Origin of the sequence: uncultured Lactobacillus sp., assembly GCF_902491705.1 — a bacterium.
Taxonomy (GTDB): domain Bacteria; phylum Bacillota; class Bacilli; order Lactobacillales; family Lactobacillaceae; genus Lactobacillus.
In genome coordinates this window covers 23,951-44,589 of sequence record NZ_CABUIW010000012.1, presented here as the reverse complement: position 1 = coordinate 44,589, position 20,639 = coordinate 23,951, and the positions used below count along the sequence as shown (strand labels likewise).

General features: G+C 38.2%; 18 protein-coding genes and 1 other annotated feature. Of the genes, 3 read left to right on the top strand and 15 right to left on the bottom strand.

Annotated elements, in window-relative coordinates; all coding sequences use genetic code 11:
* Nucleotides 1–53 precede the first annotated feature (53 nt).
* The 7 genes from RDN22_RS03840 to rlmD form a co-directional block, all read right to left on the bottom strand.
* Entirely contained in the window at nt 54–1,259 is a 1,206-nt protein-coding gene (locus tag RDN22_RS03840) for an amidohydrolase family protein (RefSeq protein WP_308556083.1), read from the bottom strand.
* Between the two features lie 24 nt (nt 1,260–1,283).
* Complete coding sequence (locus RDN22_RS03835) at nt 1,284–2,531, bottom strand: amidohydrolase family protein (protein ID WP_308556081.1); 1,248 nt, start codon at nt 2,529–2,531, stop codon at nt 1,284–1,286.
* Nucleotides 2,532–2,548: 17 nt separating this feature from the next.
* Nucleotides 2,549–4,180, bottom strand: a complete 1,632-nt coding sequence (locus RDN22_RS03830) for a peptide ABC transporter substrate-binding protein (protein ID WP_308556079.1) — start codon at nt 4,178–4,180, stop codon at nt 2,549–2,551.
* Between the two features lie 76 nt (nt 4,181–4,256).
* Nucleotides 4,257–4,503, bottom strand: a binding site (T-box leader).
* Nucleotides 4,504–4,697: 194 nt separating this feature from the next.
* Entirely contained in the window at nt 4,698–5,285 is a 588-nt protein-coding gene (locus RDN22_RS03825; RefSeq protein WP_308556077.1) for a sugar O-acetyltransferase, read from the bottom strand.
* A gap of 69 nt (nt 5,286–5,354) precedes the next feature.
* Nucleotides 5,355–6,341, bottom strand: coding sequence for a zinc-binding dehydrogenase (locus RDN22_RS03820; RefSeq protein WP_308556075.1), 987 nt, complete (start codon nt 6,339–6,341; stop codon nt 5,355–5,357).
* A gap of 200 nt (nt 6,342–6,541) precedes the next feature.
* On the bottom strand, nt 6,542–7,027 hold the full coding sequence (locus RDN22_RS03815) for a GNAT family N-acetyltransferase (RefSeq protein ID WP_308556073.1): 486 nt from the start codon (nt 7,025–7,027) through the stop codon (nt 6,542–6,544).
* A 47-nt stretch (nt 7,028–7,074) separates the two neighbouring features.
* Nucleotides 7,075–8,421 carry a 23S rRNA (uracil(1939)-C(5))-methyltransferase RlmD gene (gene rlmD / locus RDN22_RS03810; protein ID WP_308556071.1) on the bottom strand — a complete coding sequence of 449 codons (1,347 nt, stop codon included), beginning with the start codon at nt 8,419–8,421 and terminating at the stop codon, nt 7,075–7,077.
* Nucleotides 8,422–8,799: 378 nt separating this feature from the next.
* Between rlmD and nhaC the strand changes: the two genes are divergently transcribed.
* Nucleotides 8,800–10,185: a Na+/H+ antiporter NhaC gene (gene nhaC / locus RDN22_RS03805; RefSeq protein WP_308556069.1), complete on the top strand. Its 1,386-nt coding sequence runs from the start codon at nt 8,800–8,802 to the stop codon at nt 10,183–10,185.
* Between the two features lie 92 nt (nt 10,186–10,277).
* Complete coding sequence (locus tag RDN22_RS03800; RefSeq protein ID WP_308556067.1) at nt 10,278–10,991, top strand: Bax inhibitor-1/YccA family protein; 714 nt, start codon at nt 10,278–10,280, stop codon at nt 10,989–10,991.
* Nucleotides 10,992–11,046: 55 nt separating this feature from the next.
* On the opposite strand, the gene RDN22_RS03795 is transcribed toward RDN22_RS03800, so the two are convergent.
* Nucleotides 11,047–12,009, bottom strand: a complete 963-nt coding sequence (locus RDN22_RS03795; RefSeq protein ID WP_308556065.1) for an alpha/beta hydrolase — start codon at nt 12,007–12,009, stop codon at nt 11,047–11,049.
* Nucleotides 12,010–12,129: 120 nt separating this feature from the next.
* On the opposite strand from RDN22_RS03795, the gene RDN22_RS03790 reads away from it, so the two are divergent.
* The gene (locus RDN22_RS03790) at nt 12,130–12,576 is read left to right on the top strand and encodes a MerR family transcriptional regulator (RefSeq protein ID WP_308556063.1); all 447 of its coding nucleotides are present in this window, start codon (nt 12,130–12,132) and stop codon (nt 12,574–12,576) included.
* Between the two features lie 21 nt (nt 12,577–12,597).
* Here RDN22_RS03790 and RDN22_RS03785 read toward each other — a convergent pair whose 3' ends face one another.
* The 7 genes from RDN22_RS03785 to ligA are packed head-to-tail and all read right to left on the bottom strand — an operon-like array spanning nt 12,598 to nt 20,629.
* On the bottom strand, nt 12,598–13,263 hold the full coding sequence (locus RDN22_RS03785; protein ID WP_308556061.1) for a TMEM175 family protein: 666 nt from the start codon (nt 13,261–13,263) through the stop codon (nt 12,598–12,600).
* A 60-nt stretch (nt 13,264–13,323) separates the two neighbouring features.
* Nucleotides 13,324–14,244 carry a diacylglycerol kinase family lipid kinase gene (locus RDN22_RS03780; RefSeq protein WP_308556059.1) on the bottom strand — a complete coding sequence of 307 codons (921 nt, stop codon included), beginning with the start codon at nt 14,242–14,244 and terminating at the stop codon, nt 13,324–13,326.
* 25 nt (nt 14,245–14,269) lie between these two features.
* Nucleotides 14,270–15,700: an Asp-tRNA(Asn)/Glu-tRNA(Gln) amidotransferase subunit GatB gene (gene gatB, locus RDN22_RS03775; protein WP_025005412.1), complete on the bottom strand. Its 1,431-nt coding sequence runs from the start codon at nt 15,698–15,700 to the stop codon at nt 14,270–14,272.
* 4 nt (nt 15,701–15,704) lie between these two features.
* Nucleotides 15,705–17,144: an Asp-tRNA(Asn)/Glu-tRNA(Gln) amidotransferase subunit GatA gene (gatA, locus tag RDN22_RS03770; RefSeq protein ID WP_308556057.1), complete on the bottom strand. Its 1,440-nt coding sequence runs from the start codon at nt 17,142–17,144 to the stop codon at nt 15,705–15,707.
* A complete protein-coding gene (gene gatC / locus RDN22_RS03765) occupies nt 17,144–17,452 on the bottom strand; it encodes an Asp-tRNA(Asn)/Glu-tRNA(Gln) amidotransferase subunit GatC (protein WP_308556055.1) in 309 nt (102 codons plus the stop codon). Before gatC ends, gatA begins: the two co-directional genes overlap by 1 nt.
* 11 nt (nt 17,453–17,463) lie before the next feature.
* Nucleotides 17,464–18,612: a CamS family sex pheromone protein gene (locus tag RDN22_RS03760; protein WP_308556053.1), complete on the bottom strand. Its 1,149-nt coding sequence runs from the start codon at nt 18,610–18,612 to the stop codon at nt 17,464–17,466.
* A gap of 13 nt (nt 18,613–18,625) precedes the next feature.
* Entirely contained in the window at nt 18,626–20,629 is a 2,004-nt protein-coding gene (gene ligA / locus RDN22_RS03755; protein WP_308556051.1) for an NAD-dependent DNA ligase LigA, read from the bottom strand.
* Nucleotides 20,630–20,639 lie beyond the last annotated feature (10 nt).

Below are 20,639 nucleotides of genomic sequence, written 5' to 3'. Positions count from 1 at the left end.
CTAATCTTTTACCCTTCATCAACAGGATTTCTTATAGGAAGTCAAATATTTTATTAAAATTTACGTTCACCATGTTGATAAACTTGCTTATCTTCTTGCTGAACTGCAGCCACATCTTCTAATGGATTATTTTTCAAGACTAAGAAATCAGCAAACTTACCCTCTTGCAAACTACCGTAATCTTTTTCCATCCGAAGTAGCGTCGCTGAACCCATTCCGGCAGCTTGCAATGCTTGAAAATTAGTTGCTCCTGCTTTAACCATTAAGCTTAATTCTACAGGTGCATCCCTAAACGGATTAAATGGAGTACCCGAGTCAGTTCCAAATGACAACTTCACTCCAGCTTTAATTGCCTTTCCAACATGTTCAAAGAAATCATCTAAAAATGCATTTGCTTTATCCAACATATATTGTGGCAACTTGCCTTCACCATATTTAGGAATAGTATATCCAGCAATCAAAGTAGGTGTTAAATATGTACCTTTCTCTTTCATTAATTCAATATCTTCATCTCTGACATAACAACCATGTTCAACTGAATCAACCCCAGCTACAACCGCATTATGAATGCCACGATCTCCTTCAGCATGAGCACAAACTGTCATATGTTTAGAATGAGCTTCTTTGACAGCCATCTGCAATTCTTCAAGGCTAAGTTCAGTGTCATCAACTTGGTCAGTAGCTGACATAACACCACCAGTAGCCATCAATTTTACATTTTTTGCACCTGCTTTAAATGCACATCTAACGGCATGTCTCATTTCATCAGGTGAATCAACTAAGTAGCCCCAAGTTGCTTCACCATTTTCTCCTTCAACAAAATCGCCGTGTCCACCAGTCATTGACATTGGTCGACCTGAAGGAACGATTTCTGGTCCATCGAAGGGATGATCCTTACGATATTTTTGCAACTTAACATCAACATTAAATGCTGCACCGCAATCACGAACAAGGGTCAATCCAGCTTTCAACCCTTCACGCAAATTCTCCAAAGCTTGCAAGGTTAGTTCGGTTTCAGTCAGGTAATAGAGCTTATTAGTAAAAGCATTCATCATAATATGAGTATGTGCATCAACTAAGCCTGGCATAACATATTGATTATTCAAATCAACAGTTTTATCTGCAGTTTCAGTGCTATCGCCTGTTCCGACTTTTTCTAAGCGTCCAGCTTCATCATTAACCAAGAACCAGGCATTATCAGTTACTTTATCTTCAGTACCATCAAACAAATTGAAATTTTTATACAAAGTAGTTGTCATTTTAATCTCTTTTCTAAATCACTACTAAAATTTTCTTTCACCATGTTGATAAACTTGCTTATCTTCTTGACCGACTGCAGCTACATCATCTAGTGGATTATTCTTTAAAACTAAAAAGTCTGCATATTTTCCTACTTCAAGAGAACCGTATTCGTTATCAATCTTTAATAACTCTGCAGAACCTAAACCAGCAGCATGAAGTGCCTGATAATTAGTAGCTCCTGCTCTAACAAGTTCAACCAATTCTTTATATGTATCTTTTAATGGATTATTAAAAGTACCAGCATCAGTACCTAAAGCCAACTTAACTCCTGCCTTGATTGCTTTACCTACATGTTCATAAAAGGCTTCAACATTATCACACATCTTTTGATATGAGAAATCCGATAGCTTGCCTTTACCATTTACTACAATTTGGTTTCCTGCAGTTAAAGTTGGTGATAAAAATGTTCCTTGCTTTTTCATCAATTCAATATCTTCATCGCTGACATAAAAGCCATGTTCAACAGAATCTACACCAGCAACCACAGCATAATGAATTCCTAAGCGACCTTCTGCGTGTGCACAAATTGTCATATGTTTAGAATGTGCTTCTTTGACGGCCATTTGCATTTCTTCAAGAGATAATTCGGTATCATCAACTTGATCACCTTGTGACATAATGCCACCAGTTGCCATTAATTTAATATTTTCAGCACCTTTTTTAAATTGTTCTCTAATTGCTTTGCGTACGTCATCTGGAGAATTAACTAAATGAGCTGCATTTTGCTCATTGTTTTCACCTATAGGCAAATCAGCGTGGCCACCTAAAATTGAAATCGGCATCCCTGCTGGTCGTAAACCTGGTCCCTCAAAGGGAAGTTGATCTCGCATTCTTTTCAATTTAATATCTACATCAAATGGCACGCCACAACTACGAATATAAGTAACTCCGCCTTGCAAACCTTCTTTTAAATTATGCAAAGCATTGTATGTTACAGTAGTTTCCGTTTGTGGGAAGTTTCGATTTGCCACTCGATCAGAGCCAATATGAGTATGGGCATTAATTAAACCCGACATCACATATTGCCCATCTAGATCAACTGTTTTATCTACTTTTTCATCAAACTTTCCTGAACCCTGCGCTGTTAATTTACCTGTTTCATCATCAACAACAAACCATGCATTTGAGACTAAATCATTTTCATTACCAACAACAAACCATGCATTTGAGACTAAATCATTTTCATTACCAACAAATAAATTACAATTTAAAAAAGCTGTTTTCGTCATTTTTAGTACCCCACTTATTATTTAGTTACATAAGTATCTCTGAAGTTAAAACTGCTTGAAGTAAAGCCTAAATTATGAACAGAATTTCTAACCATCCAAGCTTGACCATCATGGTACAAAGGAGTTAATGGTTGTTCATCATTCATAACTTGAGTTGCCTTAAGGAAGTAGTCCAAACGTTTAGTATTATTTAATTCCTTGTTCGAATCGTTTAAATATTGATCATATTGCTTGTTTGACCATTTACCAAAGTTGTAACTTTGGCCTGTCATCATAACGCTGAGCATTGCATATGGATCGTTGAAGTCAGTTGATAAACCGGTGTAGTCAACATCGTAATTACCATTAAGCATGTTGCTTACACGTGTAGTCTTAGTCATATTTCTAACTTGAACATCAACTTTCTTACCAAAAGTTTCTTCTAATGCACTTTGAACAAATTCAGTAACTTTCTTAGAAACGTCATCATCATCGCCAGTTAAAGTGAAGCTAACTTTTGATTTTCCTAATTGCTTTAAGGCTTTATCAAATGATTTCTTTGCCTCATCCTTGTTGTAAGTAACATATTGATTATTTAGATGCTTTTCAGCGTAATTGTTGAAATTGGTATTGCCGACTGTTTCTTGTGGTCCAGAGAAAGTAGTGGCAACTGTATTTGCGGCTCCTACAGTTTGAGCAAGTGATTTACGATTCAAAGCCATTGAGAATGCTCTTCTCAAATTAACATTAGCTAAATCCTTATTCTTGGATACGTTGTAAGTAAGATATTCAGTTCTATCTAGTTTAAATACGTGGTAGCCTGATTGATTCTTTAATTGCTTTGAACCTTGAGTATCGAGATAAGCTCCATCAAGTTTATTTGCTTGATAAAGATTGTAGTCAGTAGATGGAGTCTTTTGAACACTGTAATTAACCGTATCAAGTTTGACAGCTTTCTTGCCCCAATATTGATTATTCTTCTTAAGCTTCCAGCTTAAGTTGGTTCCTGTCCAACCACTACTTGTAAATGGACCGTTATAAACCATATATTTTGAGGCGGTACCATATTTATCACCATATTTTTTAACTACCTTTTCGTCTTCTGGATTCCACCCAGTTGCAGTTAAAGTCTTAAAGTATGGAGTAGCGTGAGTTAGATGAACAACTAAAGTGTATTTATCTTTAGCTTCAACACCTAAAGATGATGGCTTTTTAGTTCCTTTCATAACTTCAGGTGCATTAACGATTGAATCGAAGTGATTTTGCTGTTGAGATTTAGTCTTTGGATCTAACTTTCTTCGCATTGAATAAACAAAATCTTGCGCTGTTACGGGATCTCCATTACTCCATTTAGCATTTTTTCTAAGCTTGAAAGTCCAGGTTAAGCCATCTTTACTTTGGGTAGTTGTAGTAGCAACACCAGGAACAACTTGGTTCTTGTTGTTCAAACGATTTAAGCCTTCAAAAACGTTGTTTGCTTGTTCACCACTAGCAGTGTCAACCATTTTATCAGGATCAAGAGTTTGAACTTCGGAAGTAGTCATCCATGACATCGACTTTTTATAACTTTGACTTGCTCCACTTGTAGAATTGTTAGAACAAGCAGATAAAGTTGCAACGACACCAGCTGTTAAAGCTCCAAATGATAATGATTTTAACCAGTTTTTCATAATAACGTCCTCTTTTTCTAAAAAATTAAACGTTAGCTTAGATAAACAAAAAACGCCCTACCGGATCATATTGATCCAATAGGGCGTTTCATAAACGCGGTACCACCTAAATTTACTAGAATAGAATCCTAGTCTCTTGCATGTGCGGCCCATTAAAAAATGGGCGATACATCGCTGCTATAAAGGGCAGTCCCTGAAGTTACTAAATATCGTAACTCCTGCTCAAAGGTGATTTTCATCTTGAATTTTACTACCTTTTCTCATCAACCAAAGGCTCTCTGAAAGTATGATTCAAAATTACTTTTCCTTATCAAAGCTAACTTTCTTATTTGATTTGTTGAAAATGATATTAATCTCATTTTCATGATATGTCAACAAAAATTTAGTATTTTTTAATTTAAGTGATTAATAAACATATCGTTTTCCCTTGTTACTCTAAGATATTTCCATAATTGATTGGATGTAAAAAAATCATCATCTTCAAGTGTGGTGATACTCAAAGATGGTGATTACTTAACTATTTCAAAGCAGGTAGCGATCTAATTACCTTTGCAGGAACTCCACCAACAATTGTGTTATCAGGAACGTCCTTAGTTACAACAGCGCCAGCCGCTACAATTACGTTATTCCCAATATGCACACCGCCAATGACTGTAACGTTACCGCCAATCCAAACGTCGTTACCTACTGTAATTGGCTTGGTATAACTAATTAAATATTTAGTGCCGTCTTCGCGCGTGCCAAAACGCTTATTGGCATCAATAGCATGTTCACCACAATAGAATTTACAATCTGGTGCCACAATTACTCTGTCGCCAAAAGTAATCAAATTCGAATCCTGCAAACGACAATTATCATTGATAAAGTCGTTATCGCCAAATGAAGTGTGATTGCCGTAAAGTACATCAATACGACCATTAATTGCTAAATCCTTGCCTACTTTATTAAACAAATTCTTAATTGCTTCTTGTCGTTTAGCTGGATTAGTTTCGGTATTAACTTGTGCACAATACTTGCGACCATTAGCTAACATTTGTTGAATTTCAGCATCCCTGTAGTCATAGTCTTCACCAGCTAATAATTTTTCATGTTCTGTTTTCTTCATAGTAAATATCTTTCTTAAAGAACATCATATAACACGTCACAATTCCGGAAATTGCTACTTCATCAAATTTTAAGCCATCCGAACCACAATCTTGCCAATCACTTTTCTTTCCTTAATCTCATTCAGTCCCTCAATAATTTGATCAAACGGAATTACTTTTTCAATCAACGGTTTAACTTCTTCATTTTTAACCAAATCGAGTAGTTCCCCGTTCATTCGACCAAGATCGGTCTGCTGAAAAGGATTTTTACTAAGATGAGCACCACCCAGATTAACAACAGCCATCCCCAAAGCACGATTAAACATTGGTGTCCGAGTAATATCGGGAACATCAACAATTGTTACCAATTGTCCATTATAAGCAAGGCGTGCCAAGTCTTTTTCAGCCTCTGCTTTTCCAACAGTATCAATAATTAAATCAACACCTAATCCCTTAGTTAATCTTTTGATTTCTTTTGTTACATCTTGTTTGCGATAATCAATAATTACGTCAGCGCCCAATTTTTTAACATACTTTATCTTATTAGTAGACACTGTAGTGAAAACCTGGCAGCCATGACGTTTAGCAAGCTGCACAGCAATACTTCCTACTCCACCAGCACCTGCATGAACAAGGACTGTTTTAACATTACTAAAGTTTGCCTTTCGTTCGATTGCCTCATATGCAGTTAGCCCGCCGCAAAGAATGCTTGCCGCTGTTTCGTAAGTAATATCATCAGGAATCTTGGCTAATTCATAAGTTGGTGCCGACACATATTCTGCAAAACATCCATTTTTAGTTAGATCACCATGTCCTGACACACGATCTCCAACTTTCCAGTCTTTAACTTGATCACCAACTTTAACAATTTTTCCGGCCACATCTAGTCCTAAGATGTGCGGATATTTCCAAGCACTAACTCCACTTTCAACAATTTTATAATCTACTGGATTTAACCCCACTGCATAAACCTTGATTAGAACTTGGTCTTTTTCAGGAGTTGGTACGGTCAAATCGCCAAATTCTAATTCTGCAATTGACCGATGATTGGGATCGTTCACTACTAATGCCTTCATTTTTACTGCTCCTTAATTGCATTTCACTTATTATTTATTAGTATATCATATGTAATAATTCTTCAGTTAATATGCCAGTCTCGTGTACTAAAAACAGTAATTAAAAAGTGTACTACTTCTCTTTAAAAGAAATAGTACACTTTTTAAATTTGCACTAAATTATTCAGTAATTATCATCCATACATAGCAACAATATCTAATCAATAGTCAAATTCATGTTCACCAACAGAAATTGTTTGCGTCAACTTTTCGTCTTTGTACGGTTTGCGAATCTCAATTAAATTCAGAACAGTATAACCGCGTTTCCTCAAAAATTCTATCATGTGGTGATTATTAGGATGGACATAGTTATAAACAGTATCGTTACCATAAGAAAAGGCAATTTTCTCCGCTTTATTATGCAGAGCAGTTGCTACTCCATGACGTCGATATTTTTCTTTTACAAAAATTGACTCTACCCATACTACCTTGCTATCAATACGGCAAACAACATAGCCTGCATATTCTCCATTCACAAGAGCAGCAAACACTGGAAAATTAGCAGAAAGATATTCTTCCATTTCTTTACGTCCTGCTTCTATGTCTGGTTTCGACACAATCCCTTTATAGGAACGCAGCTCTACCCGAAACAAGGCAACCATTTCTGCAAGTTCATCACTTAATTGAGTAACCTTAATTAATTTCATACTTTTCTCGTACTTTCTTATATGAGTATGAGCATCTTTTATGTTATTTACTTCTTCTCCAACACCGTTACGGCTTCCACATGTGGAGTCTGTGGGAACATATCTACTGGATCAATTCGATCAAATTCGTAACCTTGCTCTTGGAACAATTGCAAGTCGCGAACCATCGTTGCTGGATTACATGAAATATAAACGACTTTCTTAGGACCAGTCTTGACTGTCGCATCAATAAATTCAGGCGTTAATCCCTTTCTTGGTGGGTCAACGAATACAACGTCAGTCTTAAGACCTTCCTTAGCCCAACGAGGCATAACTTCTTCAGCCTTGCCCAAGTAGTACTTAGCGTTAGTAATGCCGTTTAATTCCGCATTGTCCTTGGCGTCTTTAATCGCATCCCTAACCACTTCAATACCGCGCACAGCCTTAACATGCTTAGCAACGCTCAAGCCAATTGTTCCAATACCAGAATAAGCATCGATCACAACATCGCTTGGCTTCAAATCTGCCTTTTCAATTGCCAAGTTGTAAAGTCGTGGCGTTTGCAATGAGTTAATTTGGAAGAAACTTTGTGGTGAAATTCTAAACTTCAAGTCACCAATTTCATCAGTAATTTGATCATTGCCAAAGACAACGTAATCTTTTTTACCCAAAATTACGTTGGTCTTCTTAGGATTGTGGTTCAAGATGAGGCCTGATACACCAGGAATTTGGCTAACTTCTGCAGCCACTCTTGGTAAAGCCGGGAAATCTTTATGAAGACATACCAAAATTACCATAATTTCACCAGTAGCCTTACTGCGGCGAACATCAAGATAGCGAACTTCACCCTTGTTGTTTACTTCGTCATAAGCTGGCACATGATTCTTACGCAAAATATCACGTACGGCAACCAACACGCGATCGATCTCAGGATCAGTGGTAAAGAAGTTAGTCAGTGGTACTAGGTCATGTGAATGACGTCTGAAGAAGCCGATTTCAAGTTGACCCTTAATTTCACGTACTGGAACTTGTGCCTTATTACGATAACCAACTTGTTCAGGACTAGGCAAAGTTTGACCTACTTCAACGTTATCTAAGTGCGCCTTTTTAAGCAAATTAACCACTTGATTACGCTTAAATTCTAGTTGCTTATCGTATTTAATATGAGCAAGGGATGCCAAACCAGTTTGGACCCATTGGTTCAACTTAACCTTAATTCGATCAGGGCTTTCCTTAACAATCTCTTCAATCTTGGCAAAAGCAAAGTTCTTCTTCACTTTCAAGATCTTGGCCTTCACAATTTCACCAGGAAGAGCATTATTAACAAAGACCGTCATCCCTTCATAATGGGCAACTCCCATTGCCTCGTAAGACAAGTCCGTTATTTCCAACTCAATAATTTGATTCTTTTGCATATCATTGTCCTTTTTTACAAACATAATGATTTTTTCTAACATAGATAATCTTAACTAAAAAGAGCAAGATCGTCTATCCAAAAAAATTTTAAATTAACTATTGACTTAATTTTTTAATCTTGCTATCATAATGCACAACAAGAAACGAAACAGTAGTTATTCCGTTAAGCGTTCAGAGATCTGGTGGTCGGTGCAAACCAGTCAGGCGGAAATAATGAATTACATCGTTAATAATTTTGTATCGGAAAACAACCAGAACCGTTATCATCTGTAAGAGTGTAAGTTCTTAGACTTACAATGTGGGTGGTACCACGGTTTTGCAATCGTCCCGTTGACTATTTATTTAGTCAGCGGGATTTTTTATTTGGAGGAATTTTTATGAAAAAGAAAGTCAGCTTCTCAGAAGCCATTATTATCTTAATCATTCTTTTGGCAATACTTGGCTTCTCAGTAATCAAATTCGGCTTATCCCCTGAAGTACCCGTTTTGTTCACGGTTTTGCTTTTAACATTCTGGGCAAAATTCCGCGGCTACTCTTGGGAAGATATTCAAAACGGAATTAAAGAAGGTATCGGCGTTGCGATTATTCCTATCTTTATCTTCATTTTGATCGGGGCTTTGATTGGTGTTTGGATTCAAGCCGGCATCATCCCTTCCATCATGGTTCTTGGCTTCCACTTAATTAGTGGTCAAGTCTTCGTTCCATCAGTCTTCATCGTTTGTGCCGTTATCGGTATGGCCATCGGTAGTGGTTTTACTACCATCTCCACTGTCGGAATTGCGCTTTTCGGTATCGGTGCCAGCATGAATGCTAACCCTGCATTAGTAGCCGGAGCCATTGTTTCAGGAGCTGTTTTTGGCGATAAGATGTCTCCACTTTCTGATTCAACTAACCTTTCTAGTGCCATTGCCGAAGACGAATTATTTGCTCACATTAAGAACATGATGTGGTCAACTATTCCAGCCTTCATCGTTTCCTTAATTCTTTTCTGGATCTTAGGTAACAGCGGCAACATGGACATGGGCAAGATCGACCATACCATGTCAGTTTTGCAAAACAACTTCACTATTTCTTGGTGGGCAATCTTACCAGTTATCTTAATGATCTTCTGTGCTTGGCGTAAAATCCCTGCAATTCCTACCTTATTCTTAAACATTGCTTTGACAGTCGTAATGATCTTCGTAGAAAATCCACACTACGCTGTCACTTCATTAAACAACTTAATCATGAATGGTTTCGTTGCTAAAACTTCAGATGCTTCTGTTAATGCCTTACTTTCTCGTGGTGGTATCTCCAGCATGATGGGTACCGTTGCTTTGATTATTTCTACCTTATCTTTAGGTGGTATGCTTATGAAGTTTAATATCGTTCAAAGTGCAATGGATCCACTTGTTAAGAAGCTCCACACTCCTGGTAGCTTGATCACTGTTACTATTCTTTCAGGTATCGGCATCAACCTATTCGTTGGTGAACAATACTTATCAGTAATCTTACCAGGTCGTGCTTTCAAGCCTGCCTTTGATAAGATGGGCCTTTCCCCACTTGCTTTAAGTCGTACGCTTGAAGATGGTGGTAGTGTTATTAACTACCTCATTCCTTGGGGTGTTGCCGGTTCATTCGCCGCATCAACCTTGGGTGTTCCAGTTCTTGCCTTCTTGCCATTCGCATTCTTCAGCCTATTCTCACCAGTCTTCTCAATCCTTTCAGGATTCACTGGTATTGGTCTTAAGTGGAAGAACGGCCACGGTAAAAACAATAAATAATTAATCATTAAAAAACATCATTTTCCTTTAGTCCTTTCTGGTTTTGTGTTAGCTTATTATTAATAAGATTAAAAACCAGAAAGGATTTTTTTATGGATAATTTTTCAACTAATCCTGAACGTAGAACCGTTCAAGATGTTTCAGCTGTAAATAGCTTTTTAGCAAAAACATATTGGATTATGGCTTTAGCTGTTTTAGTTTCAGCCGTAACTGCCTTTTTAACAACTACTGTATTTAGTCATGCATTGGTAGCACTCTTTAGCAACGCTGCTTCTGCTTGGATGATTCTATTGTTGCCAATTATTTTAACTTTCTTCATTTCATTTAGAGCAACTAGAAATCCAGTCGCAAGTTTCGTAATGTTAATGATTATGGCTGTCAGCTATGGTTTAACATTTGCCGTAATTTGCCAAGCTTATACTACTGGTACTGTCGCAACTGCCTTTCTTTCAGCTGCAGCTGTCTTTGTAACAATGGCTATCTATGGTTCATTTACTAAGCGCGACTTATCCAACATCGGCTCATATGCCTTCGCTGCATTGATCGGTTTAGTAGTTGCCAGCTTGGTTAACATGTTCTTGAGAAACCCAATGGTAACTTACATCTTTTCTTACATCGGTGTAATTATCTTCACTGGTTTGACCGCTTGGGATGCTCAAAGAATGAAGAGAATCTACTCACAATACGCTAGCCAAACTTCAGAACTTGGTTTGGCAACTGCCGGCGCTTTGCAACTTTACCTTGATTTCGTAAACATCTTTATGTACTTCTTACAAATCTTTGGTATGGGCGACAACCGTCGTTAATAATTTTAAGTATAAGAAAAGGGCGAGAAAAATCTCGTCCTTTTTATTTTGCCCTCTATTTCAAGTTTTCCTTAAAGAAACTTTCAAGCTTATCAAATGGAATGAACTTCTTATTGTCATAAAGGTCGATGTGTTCTGCACCTTTAACGATGTACTTTTCTTTTGGTTCACTAGCTAAGTCATAAGCTCTTTCTGAGTAGCTACGTGAGTGAGCAATATCGCCATAGATGAAAAGAATTGGGCGCGGTGTGATTTCATCAACGTGAGCTAAAGCATCAAATTGAAGCATGGACAAGTCTGATGTAGTAGTGAAACCACCACGAGCATTTGGTGCGTAACCACGAGGAACAGCATAGAATCTCATCCAAACATTGGTTACCTTATCAGTTTCTGGAAGTACATCTTCATTTGGATATGGCTTTTCTGGGAAGAATGGCTTGTATTCTGGATAATCGTTAGCATAATCAGTCCAACGTTGACGAGAAAGCTTGTCTTTCATTTGATCAAGTTGTTCCTTGGTCAAGTTAGCCATGCCGCGAATATCAGTAATATCATAAAGAGAAGCAGTAGCAACTGCCTTAATTCTAGTGTCTACACTAGCTGCTGAAAGTGAGAAACCACCTGAACCACAGATGCCAATTACACCGATCTTTTCACGATCAACAAATGGCACTTGAATACCAAGGTAGTCAACAGCTGCTGAGAAGCTTTCTGCAAACAAGTCTGGTGAAGAAACGTGTCTTGGATATCCGCCTGATTCACCCATGTGAACTTGGTCAAAGGTTAAAACGATAAAGCCTCTTTTTGCCAATTCATTTCCGTAAACAGCTGGTCCTTGCTCCTTAGTACCACCGTAAGGTGCACCAACAATCAATGCTGGATATTCAACTTTTGCTTCTGGATCAACATCCTTTGAGTAGTACAGGTCACCCGCTACTTTAACGCCATATCTAGTGTGAAAAGTAACATGATCACGATTTACATTTTTGTCTAACTTAGTAATGTAGCCGTATGCCATAATTATAATTTTCCTTTCTTTTACGTTTTAAAATCTTGATTTCTTATGTCGATGGTTTTACTATAAGACCTAAAGTTAACTTTAGGTCAAGGGCTTTTTATAAAAAATACGAGGAAAATTATGTTAAAAGATGCAAAAACTTACTCTATTGGCGAAGTAGCCAACATGTTTAATTTATCTGTCCCTACTCTTAGATATTATGACAAAGAGAATTTGATCCCTAATTTGCAAAAGACTGAATCAGGCATCCGTCAATTTAGCCAAGATAACATTGATGCAATTCAAATGATTGAGTGCCTCAAAAAGGCAGGGATGCCTATCAAGGATATCCAGGTCTTTATGGAACAAACCCAAAAAGGTGATGAAACTTTGCCAGCACGATTAGCTATGTTCAAGAGATTGCGTAAACAAGTCGAAGCACAAATGCAGGATTTACAAAGAACTTTAGACATAGTTAATTTCAAATACAAATATTATCAAACAGCAGTAAATGATGGAACTGAGAAATACGTCAAAGAAAATATGAATTTAAATGAATTTCTAAACAAAAAAGATGGTAGGATTTAAATCCTACCATTTTTGATATATTTAAAATACAACTCTATCCGGCGTGAAAAATGAAATAAGCGGAAAAGCAATATACATGATCATCGCAAGCTCTGGCTCAAAGAATGCTAGAATAATCAGCCCCACATTTAACATTGTTACCATAAGAATTCGCCAGCGTGATCGTTCAAACATTACTGCTTCTACTACTTTAGAATCCTTCCAAGTAGCTAACGCGCCAAAATAAGCCAGCAACATTCGCAATATTTGCGCGATTAAAAAGACAATCCCAAAATTCATTACCGCAAACGTCGTATCTTTTTCCATAATCCACTTCGTCATTACAGGCAATAATGATAAATCTGCCAAAAAAGCAAAATCTAAAATAGTTACTAATTTATTCGGCTTATGAATAAAAGTCACAAACGTCGAATGCAACCTATGACAAAATTCAGCAATTATGAAAAAAGTGATCAAAAACACCGCAATATCGGCAATAAAATGTTGATAGCTACCAGCTTTTTCAGGCGGCTTAATTTCTAAAACGATGATCGTCACAATGATCGACATGACACTGTCATTGAAATTCTGCAAATGCTCTCTGAAGCTATGTGGACCATGTTTGCGATAGTCTTTGATCTGCTGTTTTACGCTCTCTAATTCTTCTTTTTCTTCTGAAGACAAAGATTCTAAATTTCTATTTCTCATTCTCACTCACACAAAAAAGGCACTGCCGCATTGGCAATGCCCTTTTCTAGTCTATCTAATTTATCTACCAACATAAAATTCAATATGTTGTTGTAAATTATGGAATTCAACTGGGCAATATCCACCAATTTCACCATCAAGGTTAACTGGTAAATCTTGTCCCTTGCTTTTACCAATCAATTCTGCATTTAAGCTTCTAGTCTTGGTATAGATGATATTAGGATCATCAACGTGCTTACCATTCAATGCTAAAGCCATCAACTTCATCATGCTGACAGGGTCTGAAGGCTTAACCACGATCAATTGGAAAAGTCCGTCACTAAGTTGTGCATCAGGCATAACTTGTTCAAAACCACCGATTGAGTTGGTCATCCCAAGCAAGAACATTGAGAGCTTGCCTTCATAAACACCATCATCATAAGTTAAGCGCATTTCATTTTCAGTTAAGTGAGGCAACATTTCTGCACCCTTAATCAGATATGCGGCATAACCCAAAGCTGACTTTACTTCTGATGGCACGCCATATGTTAATTCTGTTAAAGAACCGCTGGCAGCAATATTTACAAAATATTGAGTTTGATCACCAAAAATTGCTTTACCGATATCCATTTTACGTGTCTTATTCTTCAAGATTACCTTTGCAGCACTTGGAATATCATCACGTGGGATAGCTAATGCACGGGCATAATCATTAGTTGTACCTGCTGGAATAATTGCCATCTTAGGTCTTTTTTCCAAAAAGGCGATTCCATTAACAACTTCATTGATTGTACCATCACCACCAGCTGCAACAATTAAGTCAAAACCTTCTTTTGCAGCACGTGTAGCTTCATTGCGAGCACTATTTTCTTCAGGTGTAGTTCTAAAAGCACTAGCTTCATAACCAGCTTGCTCTAACACATCTAAAATATCGGCCACATTTTTGGGCATTTGCTCGTGACCGGATACAGGATTATAAATTAATCTTGCTTTACTAGTCATAATTACTACCTTAACGTTCTAAAAATTAACGACTTTGCAATTCTTGGTTAAGCAACTTGTTAACCATCTTAGGGTTAGCCTTACCACGAGTTTGCTTCATGATTTGACCAACTAAGAAGCCGATTGCACGGTCCTTACCATTCTTAAAGTCTTCAACTGATTGAGGGTTATCGTCAACAACCTTCTTAACCATTGGTGCCAATACTGAAGTATCTGATAATTGAACCATACCATTATCTTCAACGTACTTCTTAGGATCAGTACCGTTAGCAATAGTTTCAGCAAAGACCTTCTTAGCGATCTTGGATGAAATAGTACCATCCTTGATCAACTTGATCATTTCTGCCAAGTGTTCTGGAGTAAGCTTAATGTCATTCAAACTTACACGGTGATCGTTCAAGTAACCATTTACTTGAGTGTTCATCCAGTTAGCTGCAAGAGTTGGATCAGCACCAGCTGCTACAGCTGCATCAAAGAAGTCTGAACTTTCCTTAGTTTGAAGCAAAACATTTGCGTCATATGGCTTCAAACCAAACTTGTTTACATAGTCATCGTAACGATCAAATGGGCTCTTTGGAAGTTCCTTAGCAATTTGATCGATCCATTCTTGGCTAATGTGATCAGGAGCAATATCTGGTTCTGGGAAGTAACGGTAGTCAGAAGCACCTTCCTTAACACGTTCCAAAACAGTCTTACCAGTTGCTTCGTCAAAACGACGAGTTGAAAGTTGGATGTGACCACCAGCTAAAAGAACTTGTTCTTGACGCTTTTCTTCGTATGCAAGTGAACGACGAACGTGGTCAAATGAGTTCAAGTTCTTCATTTCAACCTTAGTACCAAGTTCCTTTTGACCTGCAGGACGGATAGAAATGTTGGTATCAACACGCATTGAACCTTCTTCCATCTTAACGTCAGAAGCACCAGTAAATTGAACAATCTTACGTAATTTTTCAAGGTATGCGTAAGCTTCTTCTGGGTCTTCCATGTCAGGTTCAGAAACAACTTCAAGAAGTGGAACACCTTGACGGTTCAAGTCAACGTATGAAAAGCCGTTGGTTCCGTGAGTGTTCTTACCGGCATCTTCTTCGATGTGCATTTCGTGGATACCGATTCTCTTCTTCTTGCCGCGAACTTCAACTTCAATATAACCGTCACGAGCAAGTGGTTGGAAGAACTGAGTAATCTGGTAAGCCTTTGGGTTATCAGGATAGAAGTAGTTCTTACGGTCAAAGTGAGTAGTTGGCAAAATGTGAGCATGAGTAGCAATGGCAACCATAATACCTAAACGGTAAACGTTCTTGTTAACCATTGGCAAAGTACCAGGCATAGCCCAGTCAATAACATTAGTCTCCGTGTTTTGTTCAGCACCGTAGGTTACTGGTGAAGGAGAGAAAATCTTGCTCTTTGTCTTTAATTCGAAGTGGACTTCAAGTCCGATAGTCGATTTAAAATTCATTCAATTAGTCCTCCATTCCAGTTGGTGTTTTTTCATAAAACTTGTTAGAACGTTCAATAAAGTCAGCAGTCTTGAAGACATTACCCTCATCAAAACGCTTAGCCATAATTTGTAAGCCGACAGGCATGCCGTCAACTAAACCAGCTGGAACACTAGCTGCAGGAATACCTGCTAAGTTTGCAGAAATAGTCAAAATATCGTTGTTGTACATCTTGATTGGGTCAGAAACTTCTTCGCCAATACCAAATGCAGGTTCAGTAGTTGTTGGTCCAACAATTACATCATTTTCAGCAAAGATCTTGTCAAAGTCATCGCAAATTAATGTTCTAACCTTAGCAGCTTGTCTGAAGAATCTGTCGTATGAACCAGCTGAAAGTGCAAATGAACCAAGCATGATACGACGCTTAACTTCTGTACCAAAGCCTTCAGAACGTGACTTAACGTAAACGTCAAGTAAGTTCTTAGTGTCTTTTGCACGGTAGCCGTAACGAATACCATCGTATCTTTGCAAGTTTGATGAAGCTTCACTTGAAGCGATGATGTAGTAATCAGGAACTACGTACTTAGTATGTGGCAATGATACTTCGTTGATAATTGCGCCAGCATCCTTTAAAGCATCGATTTGCTTTTGGATAACTTCACGCATCTTGCCGTCAACTGCTTCCATGTATTCCTTAGGAACAGCTACGCGAAGGCCCTTAACATCTTGACCGATGAACTTAGTAAAGTCAGGAACTTCACGAGTTGAAACAGTTGAATCGTGTTCGTCTGCACCAGCAATAACGTTCAATACTTCTGCTGAATCCTTAACGCGCTTAGTCATTACACCGATTTGATCAAGTGAAGAACCAAATGCGATAAGACCCCAACGAGATACACGGCCGTAAGTTGGCTTAATACCAAAGATACCGTTAAATGCGGCAGGTTGACGAATTGAACCACCAGTATCTGAACCTAAGGCTGCAACTACTTGACCACCGGCAACTGCTGCTGCAGAACCACCGGATGAACCACCAGGAACCTTGTCTAAGTTCCAAGGGTTGTGGGTAGCACCGTAGTATGAGTGTTCAGTTGATGAACCCATAGCGAATTCATCCATGTTGGTCTTACCTACAAAGGTTGCGCCAGCCTTCTTAAGCTTAGAAATAACTGTTGCGTCGTACATTGGCATATAGTTGTACAAAATGTGACTAGCAGCAGTAGTCTTAACACCATTAGTGATGATGTTGTCCTTAATAGCAATTGGAATACCTGCTAACTTGCTCTTTGAGTAGTCAAGGTTTTCTGCAGGCTTTGCATCATCTAAAACAGTGATCCAAGCGTTTAATTTCTTATCTGTATCTTTAATGTTTGCTACAGTGTCTTTAGCCAACTTATCTGCTGACAATTCACCGCTGGCAAGCTTTTTGTTTAATGAATCAATATTTTCGTTTAAGTAATTCATTACTCGTCCTCATCCTTATTAATAATTACAGGAACCTTAATGTAGCCGTTAGCCTTTTCAGGAACGTTTTCCATCAAAGTTTCTCTAGTTTGTCCTTGCCAGTGTTCAGGTTTATCTTCTCTGAAGACAGTATCACGATCAACAACTTGGACAGTTTCATCAACACCTTCAGTATCAACTTCACTAAGTTGATCAGCCATGTTGATGATTGATCCCATTTGATCAGTAAATTTATCTAATTCTTCCTCATTAAACGCAAGTCGCGAAAGAGTCGCAACGTGTTTAATAGTATCTTTTGTGATTTCCACGCAAATACCTCCTATTCGCCGCCATAAACATGGACTTGATAATCACTATCGCCGGTTTCCTTAGCAATTAAAGCTTGTACATCGTCAACCGATCCAATCCTAATTTCAATTGGAATATTATTAGGCAAATACTTCTTTGCCGTTGACAAGGCTAAACGAGTAAAACTTTGAATTTGCTCGTAGCCATAAAACTGGGTCGTTACCGAAATATTTTCTTGAGCCAGCTTGCCATTATCATAACGCAAAGTTGCCGTTACCCCACTAATATTAGGGAAATAATTTTGAATAGACGTCTTGAAATCATTAAAGTGCGATGCATCGTCACTGTTAATTGCCTTTTCATTACCAGTTGTCGGCAAAACTTGCATTTTTTCCGACACGGATTTCCATTTAGTTATTTTACTACTATTAGACGCCGCTGTCCCGTAAGCGAAGTAAGTTCCGCCAACTAATGAATCTTTTCCGGTCTTTGAGAACAATCCAACAGTAATTGGAATATTCTTCAAAGCCTTCTTTTTACGCAAACGAGCGACAATTTCATTGGCCATCTTTTCGCCTTGAGCACGTTGGTCAGCTCTTGAAATATCGGTTTGGAATTCGGCACCGTTACGCTTCTTTTGGTAATAGTCAACGGAATTCATGGCTAAGCCTAAGCTCATCCCGCCGATTGAATATTTAGAACCAGAACCAGTCAAGTAGTCTTGTTCAACAATTTCTTCCAAATAAATTGGATTTCTGGTGTCTGTACCAGTCTTGCCATTATTAGCAGGGTTTAAACCATTTGGATTGCTCTTGGATTTTCTAGTCAGCCAATCAGTAACAGTTGAAGTATCTAGATATTGACCTTCTTGGAAAACATATTGGTTAGTTGAAAATTGGTTCTTAGAGATTTGAATCAAACCACGTTCTAATTCTCTGGTATCTACTGAATTATCGTTATCAGTAGCTGTTAAACCAGAAATAGGACTAGTAACGTAGCGACCATTTTTTAACAAAACGCTGTAGCCGCTAGTGCCTGTGTTAGTCGTTTGATAATTCTTTTTCTTAGTTGTAGAAGTAGTTGTCGCATTGTTGGCTAAACTTGAATCTTTTAATCGGCCACAACCACTCAGGGTAATCATTACCCCAGCCAAAGCCATAATCTGCAAATATTTTTTCACAATAATTGTCCCTTTATTCAATTTGTGCAATTGCTTCTTCTTCGGTTAAAAGTGGAACTCCCAATTGCTCGGCCTTATTAAATTTTGATCCGGCATCTTTACCATAAATTACATAGTTAGTTTTCTTAGAAACAGAACCTGTAACCTTGGCACCTAATGCTTGCAATTTCTTGGTAAATTCACTTCTTGTATAATGCTCTAATTTACCAGTTAATACAACCGTTTTATCTTTAAATGGATTGTCAGGAGCTTCTTCTTCATCTTCACCAAGATAATCCATGTTCAAGCCGCTTTCGCGTAATTCTTCAATTAACTTTTGCACTTCTGGTTGAGCAAAATACGTAGTCATCGATTCAGCAATCGTCATGCCTATTGTATCTATTGAAGCAATATCTTGCACGCCTTGAGCCATAATCTTTGACAGATTTTTAAATTTTTGGGCAATTAAACGTGCAGCTTTAGCACCAACGTGGTCAATTCCAAGACCAGTGATCAATAATTCAACTGAATTTGACTTGGAATTATTAATTGCAGTAAGCAAATTATTGATTGATTTTTCTTTAAAGTGGTCAAGTTGAGCTAAATCATCTGCAGTTAAGTGGTAAAGATCTGCGACGTTATGAACCAAATCTTGGGCAATTAATTGCTTAACGATCTTGGGACCCAAACCAGCGATATTCATAGCAGGACGGGAAGCAAAGTGCGTAATACCTTCCTCTACTTGAGCTGGGCAAGATGGGTTAATGCAACGAAGGGCAACTTCATCTTCTAAGTGAACTAACTTTTGTCCACAGGAAGGACAAGTATCAGGAATCTTGTAAGGTTCTGAATCTGCTGGTCTCTTAGCTAAAACAACCTCAGAAATTTCTGGGATAATGTCGCCGGCTTTGTGCAACTTAACCGTGTCGCCAATGCGGACACCCTTTTCATTTAAGTAATCGGGATTGTGCAAAGAAGCACGCGCTACAGTAGTTCCTGCAAGTTGAACTGGATCCATCACAGCAGTAGGCGTTACAACACCGGTACGACCAACTGTCCAAACGATGTCGCGGACAATAGTTTCTTGTTCTTCTGGTGGAAATTTATAAGCAATTTCCCAACGTGGCACTTTAACAGTGTTACCCAAAGTTTGCTCGATATTTAAATCATCGATCTTTAAAACAATGCCGTCGATGCCATAAGTTAAGCTGTTACGCTTAGCTGTATATTCATCAATAAAGGCAAAGATTTCATCTAGCGTAGCTAATTTACGGCCGGTTTCGTTAGTGTGAAAGCCTAACTCATGCATGCGCTCAATTGCTTGGTGCTGGCTAGTAATGCCTTGTGGCGGATTTACCCAAGTATAGATAAATGTGCTTAGCTGGCGCTTCTTAGTTACCTTAGGATCGAGCTGGCGAAGTGATCCCGCTGCCGCATTACGAGGGTTAGCAAAAACGCTTAAGCCTTGTTCTTCGCGCTCTTCATTTAACTTGGCAAAGGCTTCTTTGCCCATATAACATTCCCCGCGAACTTCAATAGTTAAAGGCTCAGGTAAAGTTTGCGGAATATCGGCAATGTAGTGCGCATTGGCCGTTACGTCTTCACCAACGTAACCATTACCACGAGTTGAAGCACGAACTAGCTTGCCGTTTTCATATTCAAGTGACAATGACAAACCATCGATCTTCAATTCAACATTGTATTCCACAGGATGACCAACTAACTTTTGCATACGTTGGTCAAATTCTTTTAATTCTTCTTTTGAAAAGACATCCCCCATTGAAAGCATAGGAATTGGGTGCTCTACCTTAGTAAAGTCACTGTCGATTTGTCCACCAACTCTTTGAGTAATTGAATCAGGTGTGACTATCTCAGGGAAATCTTTTTCTAGTTTTAATAAGCGTTCATAGCTTTGATCGTAGACATTATCTTCAACTACGGGTGCATCCTTTGAGTAGTATGCATCAGCCCATTTATTCAATTGGGTTCTAAGTGAAGCAGCCTCTTTTTTGGCTTCATCAAGAGTAATTTCTGCCATTTCTTGCCTC